This is a genomic window from Streptomyces sp. TLI_55 (assembly GCF_900206255.1).
Classification (GTDB): Bacteria; Actinomycetota; Actinomycetes; order Streptomycetales; family Streptomycetaceae; genus Streptomyces; species Streptomyces aquilus.
On the sequence record NZ_OAOJ01000001.1, the window covers coordinates 3,603,091 to 3,622,796 of the forward strand.

At 69.3% G+C, this 19,706-nt stretch carries 16 protein-coding genes and 1 other RNA gene; 7 read left to right on the forward strand and 10 right to left on the reverse strand.

Features of this window, described 5'->3' with window-relative positions; translation table 11 throughout:
- Positions 1-118: 118 nt before the first annotated feature.
- Genes CRP56_RS16645 through CRP56_RS16670 form a run of 6 tightly spaced genes read left to right on the forward strand, consistent with a single transcriptional unit; the run spans position 119 to position 9,408 of the window.
- On the forward strand, positions 119-1,414 hold the full coding sequence (locus CRP56_RS16645) for an ABC transporter substrate-binding protein (protein WP_179851037.1): 1,296 nt from the start codon (positions 119-121) through the stop codon (positions 1,412-1,414).
- Entirely contained in the window at positions 1,411-2,358 is a 948-nt protein-coding gene (locus tag CRP56_RS16650; protein ID WP_097264807.1) for a carbohydrate ABC transporter permease, read from the forward strand. Before CRP56_RS16645 ends, CRP56_RS16650 begins: the two co-directional genes overlap by 4 nt.
- The gene (locus CRP56_RS16655; protein WP_097264809.1) at positions 2,355-3,179 is read left to right on the forward strand and encodes a carbohydrate ABC transporter permease; all 825 of its coding nucleotides are present in this window, start codon (positions 2,355-2,357) and stop codon (positions 3,177-3,179) included. The genes CRP56_RS16650 and CRP56_RS16655 overlap by 4 nt, the downstream gene beginning before the upstream one ends.
- A gap of 11 nt (positions 3,180-3,190) precedes the next feature.
- Positions 3,191-5,440 (forward strand): alpha-xylosidase, encoded by a 2,250-nt coding sequence (yicI, locus tag CRP56_RS16660; protein ID WP_097264812.1) that lies wholly within the window; start codon positions 3,191-3,193, stop codon positions 5,438-5,440.
- Positions 5,440-6,450 carry a LacI family DNA-binding transcriptional regulator gene (locus CRP56_RS16665; RefSeq protein WP_179851038.1) on the forward strand — a complete coding sequence of 337 codons (1,011 nt, stop codon included), beginning with the start codon at positions 5,440-5,442 and terminating at the stop codon, positions 6,448-6,450. Before yicI ends, CRP56_RS16665 begins: the two co-directional genes overlap by 1 nt.
- A 57-nt stretch (positions 6,451-6,507) precedes the next feature.
- A complete protein-coding gene (locus CRP56_RS16670; RefSeq protein ID WP_097264814.1) occupies positions 6,508-9,408 on the forward strand; it encodes a glycoside hydrolase family 3 protein in 2,901 nt (966 codons plus the stop codon).
- Positions 9,409-9,413: 5 nt separating this feature from the next.
- Here CRP56_RS16670 and dacB read toward each other — a convergent pair whose 3' ends face one another.
- The 8 genes from dacB to ftsE all read right to left on the reverse strand — a co-directional run bounded on the left by dacB (position 9,414) and on the right by ftsE (position 17,125).
- The gene (gene dacB / locus CRP56_RS16675; protein WP_097264816.1) at positions 9,414-10,970 is read right to left on the reverse strand and encodes a D-alanyl-D-alanine carboxypeptidase/D-alanyl-D-alanine endopeptidase; all 1,557 of its coding nucleotides are present in this window, start codon (positions 10,968-10,970) and stop codon (positions 9,414-9,416) included.
- A gap of 46 nt (positions 10,971-11,016) precedes the next feature.
- A complete protein-coding gene (locus tag CRP56_RS16680; RefSeq protein ID WP_097264818.1) occupies positions 11,017-11,982 on the reverse strand; it encodes an extracellular catalytic domain type 1 short-chain-length polyhydroxyalkanoate depolymerase in 966 nt (321 codons plus the stop codon).
- Between the two features lie 84 nt (positions 11,983-12,066).
- A complete protein-coding gene (locus tag CRP56_RS16685; RefSeq protein ID WP_097264820.1) occupies positions 12,067-13,002 on the reverse strand; it encodes a DUF4232 domain-containing protein in 936 nt (311 codons plus the stop codon).
- Between the two features lie 114 nt (positions 13,003-13,116).
- Positions 13,117-13,522: a transfer-messenger RNA gene (gene ssrA, locus CRP56_RS16690) on the reverse strand.
- Positions 13,523-13,620: 98 nt separating this feature from the next.
- Positions 13,621-14,163: an SsrA-binding protein SmpB gene (smpB, locus tag CRP56_RS16695; RefSeq protein ID WP_097264823.1), complete on the reverse strand. Its 543-nt coding sequence runs from the start codon at positions 14,161-14,163 to the stop codon at positions 13,621-13,623.
- Positions 14,164-14,247: 84 nt separating this feature from the next.
- On the reverse strand, positions 14,248-15,414 hold the full coding sequence (locus CRP56_RS16700; RefSeq protein WP_179851039.1) for a S41 family peptidase: 1,167 nt from the start codon (positions 15,412-15,414) through the stop codon (positions 14,248-14,250).
- Between the two features lie 67 nt (positions 15,415-15,481).
- Positions 15,482-16,399 carry a permease-like cell division protein FtsX gene (gene ftsX, locus CRP56_RS16705; protein ID WP_059192142.1) on the reverse strand — a complete coding sequence of 306 codons (918 nt, stop codon included), beginning with the start codon at positions 16,397-16,399 and terminating at the stop codon, positions 15,482-15,484.
- A gap of 36 nt (positions 16,400-16,435) precedes the next feature.
- Positions 16,436-17,125, reverse strand: a complete 690-nt coding sequence (ftsE, locus tag CRP56_RS16710) for a cell division ATP-binding protein FtsE (protein ID WP_059192143.1) — start codon at positions 17,123-17,125, stop codon at positions 16,436-16,438.
- 220 nt (positions 17,126-17,345) lie between these two features.
- Here ftsE and CRP56_RS16715 point away from each other — a divergent pair, with 220 nt between their 5' ends.
- On the forward strand, positions 17,346-17,537 hold the full coding sequence (locus CRP56_RS16715; RefSeq protein ID WP_097264827.1) for a hypothetical protein: 192 nt from the start codon (positions 17,346-17,348) through the stop codon (positions 17,535-17,537).
- A 96-nt stretch (positions 17,538-17,633) separates the two neighbouring features.
- On the opposite strand, the gene CRP56_RS16720 is transcribed toward CRP56_RS16715, so the two are convergent.
- Together CRP56_RS16720 and prfB are read right to left on the reverse strand one after the other, a co-directional pair.
- Positions 17,634-18,269 (reverse strand): hypothetical protein, encoded by a 636-nt coding sequence (locus CRP56_RS16720; RefSeq protein WP_097264830.1) that lies wholly within the window; start codon positions 18,267-18,269, stop codon positions 17,634-17,636.
- A gap of 309 nt (positions 18,270-18,578) precedes the next feature.
- Entirely contained in the window at positions 18,579-19,682 is a 1,104-nt protein-coding gene (gene prfB, locus CRP56_RS16725; protein WP_097264832.1) for a peptide chain release factor 2, read from the reverse strand.
- Between the last annotated feature and the right edge of the window lie 24 nt (positions 19,683-19,706).

Genomic DNA, 19,706 nt, shown 5'->3' on the forward strand with positions numbered 1-19,706 from the left:
CACCTACCTTCCATCGTCGAAGCGCTTCGACACAATCCGTCGAAACGATTCGATAACTCGAACGACCCGAGAACGACCCGAAGAGCCATCCGGCTCCGACTCCCCCTGGAGGCACGGGATGTTGACGGCACGAAGGCGTGTGGTGGCGACGGCGGTCCTGGCCGCCGGGGCACTGCTCCTGACCTCCTGCGGGGACTCCGACAGCGGGTCCTCAGGAGACGGCAAGACACTCAAGCTGTGGCACTACGAGGGCCCGAACAGCGCGATGGGCCAGGCCTGGAACGAGGCGATCAAGGAGTTCAAGGCCACGCACCCGGGCGTGAAGGTGGAGTTCGAGGAGAAGGGCTTCGAACAGATCCAGAAGACCGCCCCGATGGTCCTCAACTCCTCCGACGCACCTGACGTCATGGAGTACCTCAAGGGCAACGCGTCCGCCGGGCTGCTGTCCAAGCAGGGGCTGCTCACCGACCTCACCCAGGAGGCCACGAGCCGCGGCTGGGACAAGAAGCTCAGCGCGAGCGTCCGCACCACCAGCCTGTACGACACCAACGGCGTCATGGGCTCCGGCAAGTGGTACGGCGTGCCCAACTACGCCGAGTACACGATGGTCTACTACAACAAGGACCTCTTCAAGAAGTACGGGATCGCCGAGCCGAAGACGTTCGCCGAACTGACCGCCGCGATGGACAAGTTCGTCCAGAACAAGGTCACCCCGCTGGCCAACGCCGGCGCCGAGTACCCGGCCCAGCAGTACCTCTACCAGCTCGCCCTGTCGAAGGCCGACCGCGCCTGGGTCGACTCCTACCAGCTCTACAAGGGCAAGAACGACTTCCACGACCAGGCGTGGACCTACGCCGCCGACACCTTCGCCGACTGGGTGAAGAAGGGCTACATCGCCAAGACCTCCAGCAGCACCAAGGCCGAGGACGCGGGAGTCTCCTTCATCCAGGGCAAGTCGCCGATCTTCTTCTCCGGCAGCTGGTGGTACGGCCGGTTCATGGACGAGGTGAAGTTCGACTGGGGCACCTTCCTGTGGCCCGACACCAGCCTCAGCCCCGGCTCCGGCGGCAACATCTGGGTCGTCCCCAAGGGCGCCAAGAACAAGGAACTCGCCTACGACTTCATCGACATCACCATGTCGAAGAAGATCCAGAACCTGCTCGGCAACAAGGGCGGTGTCCCGGTCGCCGCCGACGCGAGCGCCATCACCGACCCGAAGTCGAAGCAGCTCATCGACAACTTCAACGCCCTCTCCCAGCGTGACGGCCTGGCCTTCTACCCGGACTGGCCGGTGCCCGGCTACTACGACGTCCTGGTCTCCCAGACCCAGAAGCTGATCACCGACAGCGAGAAGCCGGACGGCTATCTGGACGCCCTCCAGGACGCGTACGACAAGGGCGCGCCGAAGCAATGACGATGACCGTCGAGAAGCGCGGGGTGACCGGCAAGGCGGCACAGGCCGGTCACCCCCGCCGCCGCCGCGACTCCTACGCCCTGTTCCTGCTGCCCGGGGTCCTCGCCTTCCTGGCCGTGATCATCGTCCCGTTCCTGATGAACACGTACGTCGGCTTCACCGACTGGCAGGGCGTGGGCTCCCCCAGCTGGACCGGGCTCGCCAACTACCGCGAGCTGATGGACGACTCCGACTTCTGGGCGTCGTTCCGGCACAGCCTGTTCATGGTCGTCGCGATGGCGGCCGTACCGACGGCGGTCGGACTGGTCCTGGCCGCCGCGCTGTTCGACTACATCGGCAAGCACTTCGGCTCGAAGGTCGTGGCCGTGCTGCGCGCGTGCTTCTACCTCCCCCAGGTGCTGCCGATCGCGGTCGCGGGCATCGTCTGGAGCTGGATCCTCGCCCCCGACAACGGGTCGCTGAACGCGCTGCTCAAGGCCGTCGGCCTCGGGTCCTGGCAGCAGGACTGGCTCGGCGACCCCGACATCGCGCTCTACAGCGTGATGGGCGTGATGGTGTGGGTGCAGATCGGCTTCCCGCTGGTGGTCTTCATGGCCGGACTCCAGCGCGTGGACCCGCAGTTGCACGAGGCGGCCGAGCTGGACGGGGCCGGCTGGTGGCGGCGCTTCTGGCACGTCACGCTGCCGCAGATCCGCCCGGAGATCTACGTCGTGCTGACCTGGTGCACGGTCGCCGCGCTGAAGGTGTTCGGGGCGGTGTACGTCCTGACGAAGGGCGGCCCGGGCGGGGCGACGAACGTCCCCTCCTACTTCTCCTTCACCACGTTCTTCGAGAAGACGCAGGTCGGCTACGGCGCCGCGATCTCCACCGTACTCACGGTGATCATCCTGGCGCTCTCCCTGATCGGCCTGAAACTCCAGACCCGCGCGGAGGACCGAGCATGAGCACCGCGCTTAGGCGTTACCCCGTCCTCATCGCCCTGTGCGTCGCCGCCCTCTTCATGATCGTGCCGTTCCTGATCGTCGCCCTGAACGCCGTCAAGTCCCCGGCGGAGTACAGCCAGCACGGCCCGCTCAGCTTCCCCGACGGTTTCTACGTCGACGGCCTGAAGGATTTCTGGGAGCGCGTCGACTACAGCCAGAAGCTGTTCAACTCCCTGCTGATCAGCGGCTTCGTCGCGATCCTGGCCGTGGCCCTGTCGGTCCTGAACGCGTACGCGATCGGCATCGGCCGCGTCAGGGGCCGCACCTGGGTCCTCGCCTTCTTCGTGCTGGCGAACCTGCTGCCGCAGGAGGCGCTGGTCTACCCGATCTACTACCTGAGCAAGGAGGCCGGCCTGTACGACACCCGGCTGAGCGTGATCATCGTGTTCACGGTCATCCAGGCGGCGTTCGGCACGTACCTCCTCTCCTCCGTGCTCGGCGAGTTCCCCCGCGAGATCATCGAGGCGGCCCGGATCGACGGCGCGAACAAGTGGCAGATCCTGTGGCGGATCGTCGTCCCGGTGAGCCGCCCGACCCTCGGTGTGCTGGCGGTGTTCTTCTTCATCTGGACCTGGAACGAGTTCCTGCTCCCCCTGGTCATGCTGATCTCCAACGACAACCAGACGGTGTCGGTGGCCCTCGGCGTCCTCCAGGGCCAGCGTCTGATGGACGCGACGATGACCAACGCGGCCGCCCTGCTCGGCGTACTGCCCGCGATCGTGTTCTTCCTCCTCTTCCAGCGCACGCTCACCCGCGGCATCGCCGTGGGAGCGGTGAAGTAAGGGACCCCCACATGAAGTTCACCAACGGCTACTGGCTGCTGCGCGAGGGCGTCACCGCGGCCCACCCGGTCGAGGTCCTCGACGTCACCGCCGCCGAGGGCGCGCTGGAGATCCACGCGCCCACGCAGCCCATCCGGCACCGCGGCGACCTGCTGAAGGGACCGGTCGTGACGATCAGCGCCCACTCCCCGATGCCGGACGTCATCGGCCTCACCTTCACCCACTTCGAGGGCGAGCAGCCGCGCGGGCCCCAGTTCGACGTCGGTAAAGAGGAGTTCCCCGTCCACACGGAGTACGACGAGGAGCACGCGACCCTCACCTCCGGCGCGCTGTCGGTCCGGGTGGCCCGCACCGGCTCCTGGCAGGTCGAGTTCCTCGCCCAGGGCCGCACGCTCACCTCCAGCGGCCCCAAGGGCATGGGCATCATGCGGGACGCGGACGGCGCCCACTACCTGCGCGAGCAGCTGAACCTCACGGTCGGCACCTCGGTCTACGGCCTCGGCGAACGCTTCGGCCCGCTGGTCAAGAACGGCCAGGTCGTCGACATCTGGAACGCCGACGGCGGCACGGCCACCGAACAGGCCTACAAGAACGTGCCGTTCTACCTCACGGACGCCGGCTACGGCGTCTTCGTCGACCACCCGGGCAAGGTCTCCTTCGAGGTCGGCTCGGAGGCGGTGTCCCGGGTGCAGTTCAGCGCCGAGACCCAGCAGTTGACGTACTACGTCATCCACGGCCCCGAGCCGAAGGACATCCTCCGCAAGTACACGGCTCTCACCGGCCGCCCCGCGCTGCCGCCCGCCTGGTCGTTCGGCCTGTGGCTGTCGACGTCCTTCACGACGTCGTACGACGAGGAGACGGTGACGTCGTTCATCGAGGGCATGCGGGAGCGCGAACTGCCGCTGTCGGTCTTCCACTTCGACTGCTTCTGGATGCGCGAGTTCAACTGGTGCGACTTCCAGTGGGACCCGCGGGTCTTCCCCGACCCGGCGGGCATGCTGTCCCGCCTGCACTCCAGGGATCTCAGGGTCTCCGTCTGGATCAACCCGTACATCGCCCAGCGCTCCCCGCTGTTCGCGGAGGGCAAGGCGCTCGGGCATCTGCTGAAGCGGCCCGACGGCAGCGTCTGGCAGTGGGACCTGTGGCAACCGGGCATGGCACTGGTCGACTTCACCTCCCCGGCCGCCCGCGACTGGTACGCGGGCAAGCTGGAGGCGCTGCTCGCGCAGGGCGTGGACTGCTTCAAGACGGACTTCGGCGAGCGGGTGCCCACGGACGTGGCCTGGGCCGACGGCTCGGACCCGGAGCGGATGCACAACTACTACACGTACCTCTACAACCGCACGGTCTTCGACGTGCTGCGCAAGCACCGCGGCGAGCAGGAGGCGGTGGTCTTCGCCCGCTCGGCGACGGCCGGCAGCCAGAAGTTCCCGGTGCACTGGGGCGGCGACTGCGAGGCGACGTACGAGTCGATGGCCGAGTCGCTGCGGGGCGGGCTGTCCCTCGGGCTGTCCGGGTTCGGCTTCTGGAGCCATGACATCGGCGGCTTCGAGGGCACCCCGACCCCCGCCCTGTTCAAGCGGTGGCTGGCGTTCGGCCTGCTGTCCTCCCACAGCCGGCTGCACGGCAGCTCCTCCTATCGCGTCCCGTGGCTCTTCGACGAGGAGTCGGTGGACGTACTGCGGCACTTCACCCGGCTGAAGCTCAGCCTGATGCCGTATCTCTACGAGGCCGCCCGCACCGCCCACACCGAGGGGACCCCCGTGATGCGGGCCATGGTCCTGGAGTTCCCGGACGACCCCGGGTGCGCGCATCTGGAGCGGCAGTACATGCTCGGCCCCGACCTGCTGGTGGCGCCGGTGTTCTCCGACGACGGGGAGGTGGCGTACTACGTGCCCGAGGGCACCTGGACCCACTATCTGACCGGCGAGACGGTGACCGGGCCGCGCTGGGTGAAGGAGAGGCACGACTTCCTGAGCGTGCCGCTGCTGGTCCGGCCGGGCGCGGTGATCCCGGTGGGCGCGGTGGCCGACCGGCCCGACTACGACCACGCCGACGGGGTGACCCTGCGGACCTACGGGCTCGACCGGGGCGCGCAGGTGACCGTGCGGGTCGGGGAGGCCGCCTTCACCGTCGTACGCGAGGGGGACACCCTGCGGGCGTCGTGCAGCGATCCGTCCGCGGCGTGGGGGCTGGCGGCCGGGGAGAAGACCGTGCGGGCCCAGGCCGGCACCGGGTTCCTCTCGCTGGAGCTGGACTGATGGTGAAGATCACCGACGTGGCCCGGCACGCCGGTGTCTCCCCCAGCACCGTCTCCTACGTCCTCAGCGGCAAACGCCCCATCTCCGAGGAGACCCGGCAGCGTGTCGAGGCGTCCATCCGCGAGCTCGGCTACCGCCCGCACGCGGGCGCCCGCGCCCTGGCCAGCAGCAGGTCCAATGTGCTGGCCCTCGTCGTGCCCTTACGGGCGGGCATCCACGTCCCGGTCGTCATGCAGTTCGCGGTGTCGGTGGTGACGACCGCCCGGCGCCACGACCACGACGTGCTGCTCCTGACCCAGGAGGAGGGCGAGGACGGCCTGAGAAGGGTCGCCGACACCGCGCTGGTGGACGGGTTCGTCGTCATGGACGTCCAACTCGACGACCCCCGGCTGCCGTTGCTGCGGTCCCTGGAACGGCCGTCGGTGATGATCGGCTTTCCCTCCGACGCCGAGGGCCTGACCTGCATCGACCTCGACTTCAAGGCGGCCGGCGAGGCGTGCGTGGAGCATCTGGCCAGGCTGGGCCATCGGGTGGTCGCGCTCGTCGGCTCGCCGCCCGAGGTCTACGTCCGCCAGACCGCGTTCGCCCAGCGCGTGGTCCAGGGCTTCACGGCCGCGGCCGCCCGGGGCCGCCTCGCCTCCTCCGTCCACCCCTGCGAGGCCACCCCCGCCGCGGCCCGCGAGGTCGCCGAGCAACTGCTGCGCGAGCACCCCGCGTTGACGGGGGTCGTCGTCCACAACGAGGCGGTCCTGGAGCCGCTCGTCGACGCCTTCGAGCAGCTGGGGCTGCGCGTTCCCACCGATCTGTCCGTCACCGCCATCTGCCCCGACGAACTCGCCGAGAACCTCCGCGTCCCCCTCACCTCCGTCGCCCTGCCGTCCGCCGAGGTCGGCGAGCGGGCGGTGGAGCTGCTGATGCGCAAGCTCGATGCCAAGACCACGCCCGAGGCCACGCTGCTGCCGCCCCGGATGACGGAACGCGCGAGCACGGCACCGCGCAACACGCCCTGAGACGAACCCTGTTGACGCAAGGACCTACTCGAAGGACCTACTCGAAGGAGCCGCTCGATGCGAGGCAGCAAGAGACGTAGATCCACGCTCGTGGTGGCGCTGGCCCTGGTGGCGGGGCTCGGCGCCACCGTCCCCGCGCACGCCGACGACCCCGCGTACCCCTTCCGCAACCCGTCCCTGACCGTGGACCAGCGCGTCGACGACCTGCTGGGCCGGCTGACCCTCGACGAGAAGATCTCCCTCCTCCACCAGTACCAGCCCGCCATCCCCCGCCTCGGCATCCAGTCCTTCCGCACCGGCACCGAGGCCCTGCACGGCGTCGCCTGGCTCGGCAAGACCACCGTCTTCCCGCAGGCCATCGGCCTCGCGTCGAGTTGGGACCCGGCCCTCCTCGAACAGGTCGGCTCGGCGGTCGGCGACGAGGCCCGCGGCTTCCAGCAGGAACGCCCCGCCGGCTGGGGCCTCAACCTGTGGGCGCCGGTGGTCAACCCGCTCCGCGACCCGCGCTGGGGCCGCAACGAGGAGGGCTACAGCGAGGACCCCCACCTGACCGGCGCGCTCTCCACGGCGTACGGCGAGGGCCTGACCGGCGGCGACCCCGACCACCTCAAGACGGCCCCCACCATCAAGCACTACCTCGCCAACAACAACGAGTGGCACCGCACCACCACCGACTCCGAGCTGCGCCCGCGGGTGGCGAAGGAGTACGACGAGGCGGCCTTCAAACCGGCCATCGAGGCGGACGCGGCCACGGGCGTGATGTCGTCGTACAACCTCGTCAACGGCCGCCCCAACACGGTGAACCCGGACCTGAACGACCTCGTCCGCGGCTGGTCCTCCCACGACCTCATGAACGTCACCGACGCCGGCGGCCCCGGCAACCTGCACGGCGACCAGAAGTACTACCCGAGCGTGGTCGAGGGCGACGCGGCCGCGATCAAGGCCGGCGTCGACAGCTTCACGGACAACGACGCGAACTCCTCGGTGACCACCGGTGCCGTCAAGTCGGCCCTGGACAAGGGCCTGTTGAAGGAAGCGGACGTGAACGAGGCGGCAGGGCACATCCTGTCCGTCCGCGTCCGACTCGGCGAGTTCGACCCGGGCGGCGGCAAGTACGGCTCGATCGACAAGTCCGTCATCAACAGCCCGGCCCACCAGCAGCTCGCGCGCAAGGCCGCCACCGAGGGCGCGGTGCTGCTCAAGAACCAGGCGGGCGCGCTGCCGCTGAAGAAGTCGCAGAAGGACGTGGCCGTGGTCGGCCCCCTCGCCGACACCCTCTACACCGACTGGTACTCCGGCACCCTGCCCTACGCGGTCACCCCGGCCGAGGGCATCGCGGCGAAACTCGGCACCGACGTGGCGACCAGCGAGGGCGTCGACCGCATCGCGCTGAAGAACACGGCGACCGGCAAATACATCACCACGGGTGACGCCCTCCTGAAGGAGAGCGCCCAAACCCCCACCGCACCAGCACAGTTCGACGTCTCCGACTGGGGCGGGGGCGTGGTGACCCTGCGCTCGGCGGTCAGCGGCAAGTACGTCGGCTACAACTGGTCCGGATTCGCCGACGACCAGGCGCAGCCCGGCGGCTGGTTCGTCCAGCAGCAGTTCAAGCTGGAGCAGCAGGCCGACGGCAGCTATCTGCTGCGCTACGCGGGCTACGAGACCGAGGAGTCCTGGTGGACCAACCCGGTCTACGTCGGCCCGACCGGCGCGGACGGCACCCTCGGACTGGTCCCCAAGGAGCAGGCCGCGCACTACACTAAGGACGTCGTCCGCAGCGGCGTCGACGAGGCCGTGGCCGCGGTGCGGGGCAAGGACGCGGCGGTCGTCGTGGTCGGCTCCACCCCGTCGATCAACGGCCGCGAGGGCCACGACCGCACCGACATGGGCCTGGCCCCGGCACAGGAAGCACTGGTCAAGGCGGTCCGCAAGGCCAACCCGCACACGGTCGTGGTCGTCGAGAACAGCTACCCGACCACGCTCGGCTCATTGCAGCAGGACGTCCCGGCCCTCCTGTGGACGTCCCACGCGGGCCAGGAGACCGGCAACGCCCTGGCGGACCTGCTGTACGGCGACGCCAACCCGTCCGGCCGCCTCACCCAGACCTGGTACCGCTCCGAGTCCGACCTCCCGTCGATCCTCGACTACGACATCATCAAGTCCGACCGCACCTACCAGTACTTCAAGGGCCAGGCCCTCTACCCGTTCGGCTACGGCCTCTCCTACACGTCCTTCCGCTACGGCGACCTGCGCAGGACGGCCGACGGCTTCGAGGTGAAGGTCACCAACACCGGCAGCCGCGCGGGCGACGAGGTCGTCCAGCTCTACACCCACCAGCGCGTCTCCCGCGACAAGCAGCCGCTGAAGCAGCTGAAGACCTTCCAGCGGGTCGCGCTGAAACCGGGCCAGACGAAGACGGTCCGCCTGAAGCTGGCGCCGAAGGACCTCGCCCACTGGGACGTCACCCGCTCCAAGTGGGCTACGGAGAAGGGCACTTACGACGTCCTCGCCGGAGCCTCCTCCACCGACATCCGCGCCCGCACCACCTGGAAGGTCGCCGGCGAGACCATCCCGGCGCGCGACCTCACCCGCACGACCCGCGCCGAGAACTTCGACGACTACACGGGCACCCACCTCGTCGACGAGTCCAAGGAGCGCGGTACGGCGGTGGCGGCGGGGTCCGACGGCGCGTGGCTGAAGTTCGCGGATGCCCAACTGGGCGCCGGGCCCGCGAAGTTCACGGCTCGTGTGGCCGGTTCGTCCGGCACGGTCGAGGTACGGCTCGGCTCCCCGACCGGCACTCTCGCCGGCACGGCGACCTTCGGCGGCACCGCCTCGCCGTACACGTACGAGACGGTGACCGCCGACCTGTCCGGGGCGGCGAAGCGCCGTACCGACGTCTTCCTGGTGCTGAAGGGGGCGGGCCTGCGCCTGTCGACGTTCAGTCTGCGCTGAGGACCTCAGCAGAGGACGGGCTTGCGCCACGCGCACTCGAGGCCGTCGCCCCGGGCCGCCTTCGGGGCGACCGGGGCGGCGGCCTGTGCCGTGGACTTCGCGAGCGTGACCACGATGGCGTCCTCCAACGGCTTCACGGAGGACGCCAGGTAGTTATTGAGGACGATGCTGAAGACCAGCTCGCGGCCGTCGGCGCCGGTGACGTACCCGGACAGCGCGGAGGCGCCCGTCAACGACCCGGTCTTGGCGCGGGCGTTGAGCGCGGCGGCCGTACCGCACATCCGCGACCGCAGGGTGCCGCCGACGAACCGGTCCGGAGCGCAGGCCACCGGCAGCGAGCGCTTCCAGTCCGGGTACCAGGGCTCGGCGCGCACGGCGAGCAGCAGCTTGACGAACTGTCCGGCCGGGAAGGTGTCCATCCGGGACAGCCCGGAACCGTCCACCTGCCGCACCTTGGCCGCGTCGACGCCGATGCCCTTGAGATAGCCGCTGATCGCGGCGAGCCCGGCGCTCCAACTGCCCTGCTTCGAGACCTCGTAGCCCATGGTCTTGGTGAGGATCTCGGCGTGCATGTTGTTGGACAGCTTCAGGAACGGGATGAGCAGGTCCTTCAGCGGCATGGAGGAATGGGTGCCCAACTCCTTGGCGCTGGACGGTGTGTGACGCCCGAGCCGGGTCGGTCCCGTGACCTTCACCCCGTGCGCCTTCAGCGCGTCCCGGAAGACGGCGGCGGCGTACCCGGTGGGCTCCCACACCGTGACCCACTCCTTGGCCCCCGCGCCGCCCACCGGTGTCGTACCGCTCACGACGATGTCATTGGTGCCGTGCGCCCGCTCGACGGCGAGGTCGTTCGCGCCCCCGGCGGCGACGGTCGTGGCCCGCACGTCGATGTCGACGTAGCCGGTGTCGGGCGTGACGGTGACGACGGGCGCGTCACCGGCCGCCGCGCCCGGCGCGACCGTGACGATGACGGTCCCGGTGTCGTAGTCGGTGTCCGGCGCCACGCTCAGGGCGCTGATCTGCGCGGAGTAGTACGAGGACTCGTCGTCGGCGGCCCAGGAGCGGCCCAGGCGCTGGTCGTCGAAGCGGGTGTCGTCGGCGAGCAGCCGCCCCTCGACGCGGGTGACCCCGGCGGCGGCGACCTGGGCGGCGAGCCCGTCGTAGTCGGCGGCGAGCAGGGTCGGGTCGCCGGTGCCGCGCAGATACAGGTCCCCGCGGAGCACGGACCCGTGGCGCCGGCCGTCGGCCAGTACGTCGGTGGTGAACCGGTGGTCGGGCCCGAGGATCTCCATCGCGGCGGCCGAAGTGGCCAGCTTGGTGTTGGAGGCGGGCATCAGCCGGGTGGTCGGCTGGCGCTGGTACAGCAGCTCACCGCTGTCGGCATCGGCGACGACGACACTCGCGACACCGCCCTCCATCCGGGGATCGCCCAGGACGGTGTCGATGGCCTCGGACAGGCCGGAGCGGTCGGAGTCCGCCCCGGCCTGCGCACCGGGACCGAGGACGGCGGCGACGAGCACCCCGGCCACGGCCCAAGTCCACTTGCCTCTATGGGAGTTCATACCGGCCGAGCATTCCGGATGCCGGCGCCCGTCACCAGAACGCCTCTCAGCCGCCCAGCCCCCACGCGGCACCCATCCGGTACGCGGCACAGAGGTTCACGTCGAGGAGGTAGGCCCCGGCAGTCCCGCACTGCCCGCTCCCGCTCCCCGGATCGACGGGCTGCCCGTGCCCCATCCCGGTGATGCTGTACGTCTCGACGACGGCGCTGCCGCCCGCGTTCTTGTACGTCTGGTGCGGATACCCGGCGACGGTGTCGCTGACGTCCGCCGTCTGGTCGGCGCCCTGCACATCGGTCCACTGCTTGACCAGGTCGGTCATGTTGACGGGCTTCACCGTGTAGTCGGCCGTCCCCTGGAAGGCGACCAGTGTCGGCCAGGGCCCGGTGTACCCGGGCCGCGCGGCCCGCACCCGGTCACCCCACTGCGCGGCGGTCTGTGTGGCCCCGACGTACATGCACACATACGGTGACCCGGCGGCCTGCGCACACCCGTACGGCAGCCCGGCGACGATCCCGCCCGCCGTGAATTTCTCCGGGTACGCGGCCATCATCACGGCGGCCATCCCGCCCCCGGCGGACAGCCCGGTGACATACACCGGCCCCCCGGAGACGTCCGTGACCTGCCGGTCCACCATCTGCGCGACGGACGCGGCCTCGCCCTGGCCGCGTGTGATGTCGCCGGTCTGGAACCAGTTGAAGCACAGCGAGGAGTTGTTGGCGCTCTGCTGCTGCGGCAGCACGACGGAGAACCCCCACCGGTCGGCGAGCTGCGTCCACCCGCTGCCGGTGCCGTACCCGGAGGCGTTCTGTGTGCACCCGTGCAGCGCGACGACGACCGGCCGCCCGGCGGGCAGCCCGTCGGGCACGTACCGGAACATCCGCAGCGCCCCCGGGTTGGTCCCGAACCCGGTGACCTCCTGGAGGGACGCGGCGGACGCGGGCACGGGAGTGAGCAGGACGGCGAGGAGCGCCGTGAGGACGGCGAGAAGGCTTGCGGCTCTGGTGTGTGTCATGGGCAGGGACCGTAGAAGCGTGAACGACCCCTCGATATGGGGCCGCACACCACAACGGGCCGGTGCGCCATGGTGGTTCGGGGCTCAGCGGGAGGACGACTCGTCCCTCTCCCAGGGGCCCACGCCGAGTTTGCCGGTCGTCCCGAGGTCCAGCTCCGGCACGACCGTCACGGGTGCGGCGCCGGGCTTCGGGCGGACGCGGACGTACGGCGCGTTCACCGGGTCGCCGGCCTGGGTCGTGTTCCGCCACGCGAGCGTGGTCCGCGCGGCCTCGCCCGGCTTCAGTACGACCGGCCGCGGGCTGCCGTCGCCGCCCGCGCCGGTGCTGATCGCGTCGGTGCCGTGCAGGATCCGCACGCCGTCGGCCTTCTCGTGGTCCTCGTCGAGGAGTTCAAGGCCGGGGTAGCCGTTGAGCTCGTAAGGGCCGGTGCCGCAATTGACGAGGTGCAGGCCGACCACGCGCAGGCCCATGGCGGCGTCGCCCTCATCGGCGTAGACGTGCACCCCGGACGCCGGGCAGGGGCCCGAGGCGGACGAGGCCTCGGCCGTGGGCACACTGCGCACCTTGATCACCCGCACGTCCGACACCTCGGGCGGGCTCGCGACCGCCATCGCCCTCATCGCCACGACGTCCCTCACGGTGGCCCCCGGCGCGACCGCCTCCACGGTCCGCTCGACGTTCTCCACCGAGCCGCCGGACGCGGCCACGAATCCGAAGGTGACCGTGTAAGTCGCCTTGCTGGTCCCTTGGTTGGTGAGTTCGAAGCCGGCGGAGTAGTCGGCGCCCGCGCACTTGCCCCCCGACCCCCAGGCATACAGGCCGGTGATCTTCAGGCCGTCCTCGTCGGGCCCGTCGGCGGAGGGCACCGGAAGGGACCGACACAACGACTCGCCACTGGCCGGGGCCTTCGGGGCCCCCTCGGTCCGCTCGGCTCCCGGCGAGGCTTTCTCGGAGCCACAGGCGGCAAGGAGCAGGACGGCACCGGCGAGCGCGGGAAGGACACGTATGACGGCAGGCATCCGCCCACCCCACCATGACCAAGCCGCGCATGACAAAGGACTTTCCGCATGACAAAGCCCCGCTGCTCGGGAGCAGCGGGGCTGAGCCCACATGGGGTGCCCATCGGTCTGGGCGAGTGGAGATGGCGGGAATCGAACCCGCGTCCAACGGTGCGGAATCAGGACTTCTCCGTGTGCAGTCTGGTACGAGTTTCTCGGCCCTCCGGATCACCCAGACAAGTCCGGAACGGGCCCAGTCACTGTTTGATTTCCCTCTTCACCCCGTGACCGGGATCAAGGTTTAGTCCCCTAGCTGATGCCAGGAACCGGGTCGGGAACAGCCCCGGGCTGACACTCCCTTAAGTAAGGGGCAGTTGCCTAGTTACCTGAAATCAGGCAGCGAGGGCGAACTGCGTCGCCTTGGGAGAATCGCTCTTGATAGTGGCGATTATTTTTTTCGGCCTGTGGTTTACGAGATCATGGCCGCTTCCTCGACACGCTTCCCCTGCTTCGACATCCGCTGTCGAAACCGATCATCCCCATGTTGTGTTTTCAATGCGCACACCGACCGTGGCCGGTGTTGATGCCATCGTACGTGACCAACGCACGCCGATGCCACCGTATTCCCGGGGGCTCGCCCTACTGGCCCCGCTGCTTCCGCTTGGCGGCGGCGATCGCCCGGTCCGACTCCCGCCGGTCCTGCTTCTCCCGCAGGGTCTGGCGCTTGTCGTACTCCTTCTTGCCGCGCGCGAGCGCGATCTCGGCCTTCGCCCGGCCGTCCTTGAAGTACACGGCGAGGGGCACGATCGTGTGACCCGTCTCCTGGGACTTGGACTCCAGCTTGTCGATCTCCTCGCGGTGCAGCAGCAGCTTGCGCTTGCGGCGCGCGGAGTGGTTGGTCCAGGTGCCCTGGGCGTACTCCGGGATGTGGGCGTTGTGCAGCCACGCCTCGCCCCCGTCGATCTGGACGAAGCCGTCGGTCAGCGACGTCCGCCCCTGGCGCAGCGACTTCACCTCGGTGCCGGTCAGCACGATGCCGGCCTCGTAGGTGTCGATGATCGCGTAGTCGTGCCGGGCCTTCTTGTTCTGGGCGACGATCTTCTTCTTGCCGCCCTTCTCGCCGTCCCGGCCCTTGGCGGCCGCCCCGCCCTGCTTGGGCTGGGACTCCTTCGGTACGTACATTCCCTTGCTCATAGTGCCGTCCATTTTCGCACTACGGAGGGGGTGCGGGGGAAGTCGTTTACGGACCGGGCTGCCGGTCGGCCGCTACTCGGGGCCGAGGCCGCTGAGGACCGTCTGCGCCCGCTCGACGACCCGCTCGTCGGCTTCCAGGTCCGGGGTGATGCCCTTGCCGTCGACACCCCGGCCGGAGGGGGTGCGGTAGTGGCCGACGGTCAGCTCGGCGACCGACCCGTCGGGCAGCCGGCTCGGCATCTGCACCGAGCCCTTGCCGAAGGTCCGGGAGCCCACGACCACGGCCCGGCCCCGGTCCTGCAACGCGCCGGTGAGCAGTTCGGCCGCGCTCATGGTGCCGCCGTCGACCAGGGCGACCAGAGGTCTGGTGGTGTCGCCGCCGGGGTCGGCGTGCAGGACCTGCTGCTCGCCGTCGACGTCGTAGGTGGCGACGAGACCGCCGTCGAGGAAGGCGGAGGCGGCGGTGACGGCCTCGGTGACGAGTCCGCCGGAGTTGCCGCGCAGGTCGAGGACGATCCCGGCACCGGCGGGCGCCTGCCGCACGGCGGTCCGCACCGCGTCGCCGGAGCCCTTCGTGAAGGAGTCGATCTTGATGAGGGTGATGCGGTCGGTGAGCCTGCGCACGGTGACCGAGTCGGTGGACAGCCGCGCGCGCCGCAAGGTCTCGGTCCACGCGCGCGAGCCGCGCTCCAGCCCGAGGGTGACGGCCGTCCCGGCGGCGGCGTCCTTGGCGTCACCGCGCAGTAAGGAGACGACCTCGGTGACGGGCCGTCCGTCGACGTCGGCCCCGTCGACGCTGCGCACCAGGTCCCCGGCGCGGATCCCGGCCCCGGCGGCGGGCGACCCGGCCCGTACCTTGGTCACCGCGATCCGGCCGTCCCGCTCGCGCCGCGCCCACAGCCCGACGCCGGTGTACTCACCGTCGAGGGACTCCTCGAACTCCTCGTACTCCCCACGGGAGTACACCGCCCCCCACCGGTCCCCGCTGCGGCTGACGACCCGCTCGGCGGCCTCCATGGGCGACTTGCCGTCGGCCATGGCCTCCTCGGCGGCCCGCGCCACGTCCTGGTGATGCCCGGCGGGTGCGGCCGAACGGGCCGCGTCGGGCGGGGATTTCCGGTCGGGTCCCGGCAACGACCCCGTCGCCGCCCCCGCGACCAGCACACTCGCGAACACCAACGTCAGAGCCGCCCCGCGGCCGATACGGCGGGGCTGACAGAACAGCTCACGGCCTGACATGCGGGTGAGTCTAGGACAACGCGAAGGGCCGCACGGTCGGTTGACCGCACGGCCCTCTTGGCATGCGTCACACCTTCAGGTACTTGCGCAGCGCGAAGAACGCCGCCAGGGCAGGCATCAGCAGGCTGGTCGCCAGGATCAGGGGGAGCTTCGTCAGGACGGCGTCCCAGCCGATGAAGTTGATCAGGTTCAGCTTCTCGGACAGGGCCAGGCCGTGGTCGATGATGAAGTAGCGGGAGACCACCAGGAACGCGCAGGCGACGCCGCCGCCGATCAGGCCGGCCACCGCGGCCTCCATGATGAACGGGGCCTGGATGTAGAAGCCCGAGGCGCCGACCAGGCGCATGATGCCGGTCTCGCGCCGTCGGCTGAACGCCGAGACGCGCACGGTGTTGACGATCAGCATCAGGGCCACGACCAGCATCAGCGCCATGACCGCGCGCGCCGCCCAGTTCATGCCGTTGAGCAGACCGAAGAGGTTGTCGAGGATGCCCTTCTGGTCCTGCACCGACTGCACGCCGTCCCGGCCGTCGAAGGCGGTCGCGACGACCTGGTACTTCTCCGGGTCCTTCAGCTTGATCCGGTACGACTCCTGCATCTGGTCCGGCGTGAGGGAGGCGGCCAGCGGGGAGTCGCCGAACTGCTCCTTGTAGTGCTTGTACGCCTGGTCCTGGGACTCGTACGTGACCTTCTCGACGACCGACATCTTGTCCAGGTCGGCGAGGATCTGCTTCTTCTGGTCGTCGGTCACCGCGCCCTTGGCGCAGTTGGGGTCGGACTCGGCGTCGCTCTTGTTGCAGAGGAAGACCGAGACGTTGACCTTGTCGTACCAGTAGCCCTTCATGGTGCTGACCTGGTCGCTCATCAGGAGCGAGGCGCCGAACAGAGCCAGCGACAGGGCGACGGAGACGATGACGGCGAACGTCATCGTCAGGTTGCGGCGGAGACCGACACCGATCTCGGAGAGTACGAACTGGGCGCGCATGACGGGTGGATCAGGCCTTTCCGTGGACGGTCGCGGTCAGTGCTGGTAGCCGTAGACGCCGCGCGCCTGGTCACGGACGAGGCGGCCCTGCTCCAGCTCGATGACGCGCTTGCGCATCTGGTCCACGATGTTCTGGTCGTGCGTCGCCATCACCACGGTGGTGCCCGTCCGGTTGATCCGGTCGAGCAGCTTCATGATGCCGACGGAGGTCTGCGGGTCGAGGTTGCCGGTGGGCTCGTCGCAGATCAGCAGCTTGGGCCGGTTGACGAAGGCGCGTGCGATGGCCACGCGCTGCTGCTCACCACCGGACAGCTCGCCCGGCATCCGCTCCTCCTTGCCGCCGAGCCCGACGAGGTCGAGCACCTGCGGCACGGACTTGCGGATCTCGCCCTTGGACTTGCCGATGACCTCCTGCGCGAAGGCCACGTTCTCCGCGACCGTCTTGTTGGGCAGCAGGCGGAAGTCCTGGAAGACCGTCCCGAGCTGGCGCCGGATCTGCGGCACCTTCCAGTTGGAGACGCGTGCGAGGTCCTTGCCCAGGACGTGCACCTGCCCGTGACTGCACCGCTCCTCGCGGAGGATCAGCCGCAGGAAGGTGGACTTTCCGGAGCCGGAGGAGCCGACGAGGAAGACGAACTCACCCTTCTCCACTTCCAGGGAGACATCCCTGAGTGCGGGGCGGGTCTGCTTGGGGTAGACCTTGGAGACGTTGTCGAATCGGATCACGGATGCACCACGGGTAGCCGGGGGTAGATGAGCGTGACCATACGCGAACCGGGTGTGTGAGCGCAGGCACAGGTTGCGGTTGCGCGCCTGTTGTGCCTTTTGTGCCCGCCCATCCGACAGCGCCCGAGCCGATTCCGAGGGAACCTGGCACAGTGGAGGGGGAACGTTCTCCGCCCCGGGAGCGTTCTGTGGAGAGAACCGGTATGAGGAGGGCAAGCGCATGACGTACGACCGCCTGGTGTGCGCGAACTGCGCGGCGCCCGTCAATGAGGGCCGCTGCCCCGTGTGCCGCGCCAACCGCGAGCGGCTCTCGCAGGAGAACCCGTTCACGCAGCTGAACCCCATGACGCTGATCGCCCTGCTCGCGGTGCTGATCGCGGCGGTCGCCCTGCTGGCGCACCAGACCGCGTAGCGCCGGTACGAAACGGCCGAGAGGCCCGGAGCGAGTCGTTCGCTCCGGGCCTCTCGTCGTACGACAGGAGCACGCTGCGCGTGCGTACGGCTACCGTCAGGCGACAGCGCCGCCGCGGCCGCCCATGAGGCGCGGCAGGAAGCGGAAGCCGATACCGCCGGCGATCATCGTGGCGGCGCCCACCAGCAGGAAGGCGGTCTGGCCTGCACCGGTCTCGGCGAGCTCGTCGCCGCCGCCCTGGGCGGTGGTGTCGGAGCCGGTGTCGGTGAGGGCGGAGGTGCCCTCCTCCTGGGCGGAGGTGTCGGAACCGCCGTCGGGGTCGGCGTTGTTGCCGCCGCCGTTGCCGTTTCCGTTGCCGCCGCCGTTGCCGCCGTCGTCGGTCGGGTCCGCGGTCGGCTCGTCCGTCGGGTCCTGGGTGGGCTCCTCGGTGGGCTCCGTGGGCTCCTCAGTCGGCTCGGTGGGCTCCTCGGTGGGCTCCGTCGGCTCCTCGGTGGGCGGGTCGGTCGGGAGCTCCGTCGGCTCCTCGGTGGGCGGGTCGGTCGGCAGCTCGGTCGGCGGGTCCGTGGGGTCGTCGCCGAGGCCGGTGTCGACGTTGACGCCGACGCCGCTCTCGTCCACGTTCACGCCGATGTCCAGCGCGGAAGCGGCGCCGGCGGCAGTCAGCGAGGCACCGGCCGCGATCACGGCACCGGCGGCTATGCGCGCGATCCGGATCCGCGTCTTCTTGGTCATAAGGTTGCTACCCCCAGTAGCTCATCGTCAGTGAGGCGGCGCTCGGGGCCGTGATCGACGGGGGTGGCGTACTCGACTCTCCCCCGGTTCACATGCGCCCCAGAGATACGCATGCCACGCTTTACCCTTCCCATTTTTCAAAGCAACGTCAAGGCCGTTGCGTACGCGATGTCCGGGTACGGGTTCTTTGCCGGGGGATGGAACCTGTGAGTGTGATGTAAAACCCAGACATCCGGTCATAGAAAAGGCAACTACCGCCTCGGAGGCGGTAGTTGCCTTGTCGATAAATCTCTGCCGACTGCCTGCCGGTTACTTCTCCTGCTGCTTGCGCCAGCGAATTCCGGCTTCGAGGAAACCGTCGATCTCGCCGTCGAGCACGGCCTGCGGATTGCCGACCTCGAATTCCGTCCGCAGGTCCTTGACCATCTGGTACGGGTGGAGGACGTACGACCGCATCTGGTTGCCCCAGGAGCTGCCGCCGTCCTTGAGGGCGTCCATCTTGGCCCGCTCCTCCTGGCGCTGCCGCTCCAGCAGCTTGGCCTGAAGGACGTTCATGGCCGTGGCCTTGTTCTGGATCTGCGAGCGCTCGTTCTGGCAGGAGACGACGATGCCGGTCGGGAGGTGTGTGATGCGCACCGCCGAGTCGGTGGTGTTGACGCCCTGGCCGCCGGGCCCGGAGGACCGGTAGACGTCGATGCGCAGATCGGACTCGTCGATGTCGACGTGGTCGGACTGCTCGACCACGGGCAGCACCTCGACACCGGCGAAGGAGGTCTGGCGGCGGCCCTGGTTGTCGAAGGGCGAGATCCGGACGAGCCGGTGGGTGCCCTGCTCCACGGAGAGCGTCCCGTAGGCGTACGGCACCTGCACGGCGAAGGTGGTCGACTTGATGCCGGCCTCTTCGGCGTACGACGTCTCGTAGACCTCGGTCTTGTAGCCGTGCCGCTCGGCCCAGCGCAGGTACATGCGCTGGAGCTGCTCGGCGAAGTCGGCGGCGTCCACGCCACCGGCCTCGGCGCGGATGTTGACGAGCGCCTCACGGGCGTCGTACTCACCGCTGAGGAGCGTGCGGACCTCCATCTCGTCCAGCGCCTTCTTGACGGACGTGAGCTCGGACTCGGCCTCGGCGCGGGTGTCCGGGTCGTCCTCCTCCTCGGCCATCTCGAAGAGCACGGCGAGATCGTCGATCCGGCCGCGCAGGGCTTCGGCCTTCCGCACCTCCGCCTGGAGGTGGGACAGCTTGCTGGTGATCTTCTGCGCCTCGTCCGGGTTGTCCCACAGGGACGGCGCGGCTGCCTGCTCCTCGAGCACGGCGATGTCTGCCCTCAGCTTGTCGAGGTCCAGAACGGCCTCGATCGACTCCATGGTCGAGGAGAGGGACTTGAGCTCTTCGGATACGTCGACGACTGCCACGCCTCCAGCCTAACGGCTGTGGCA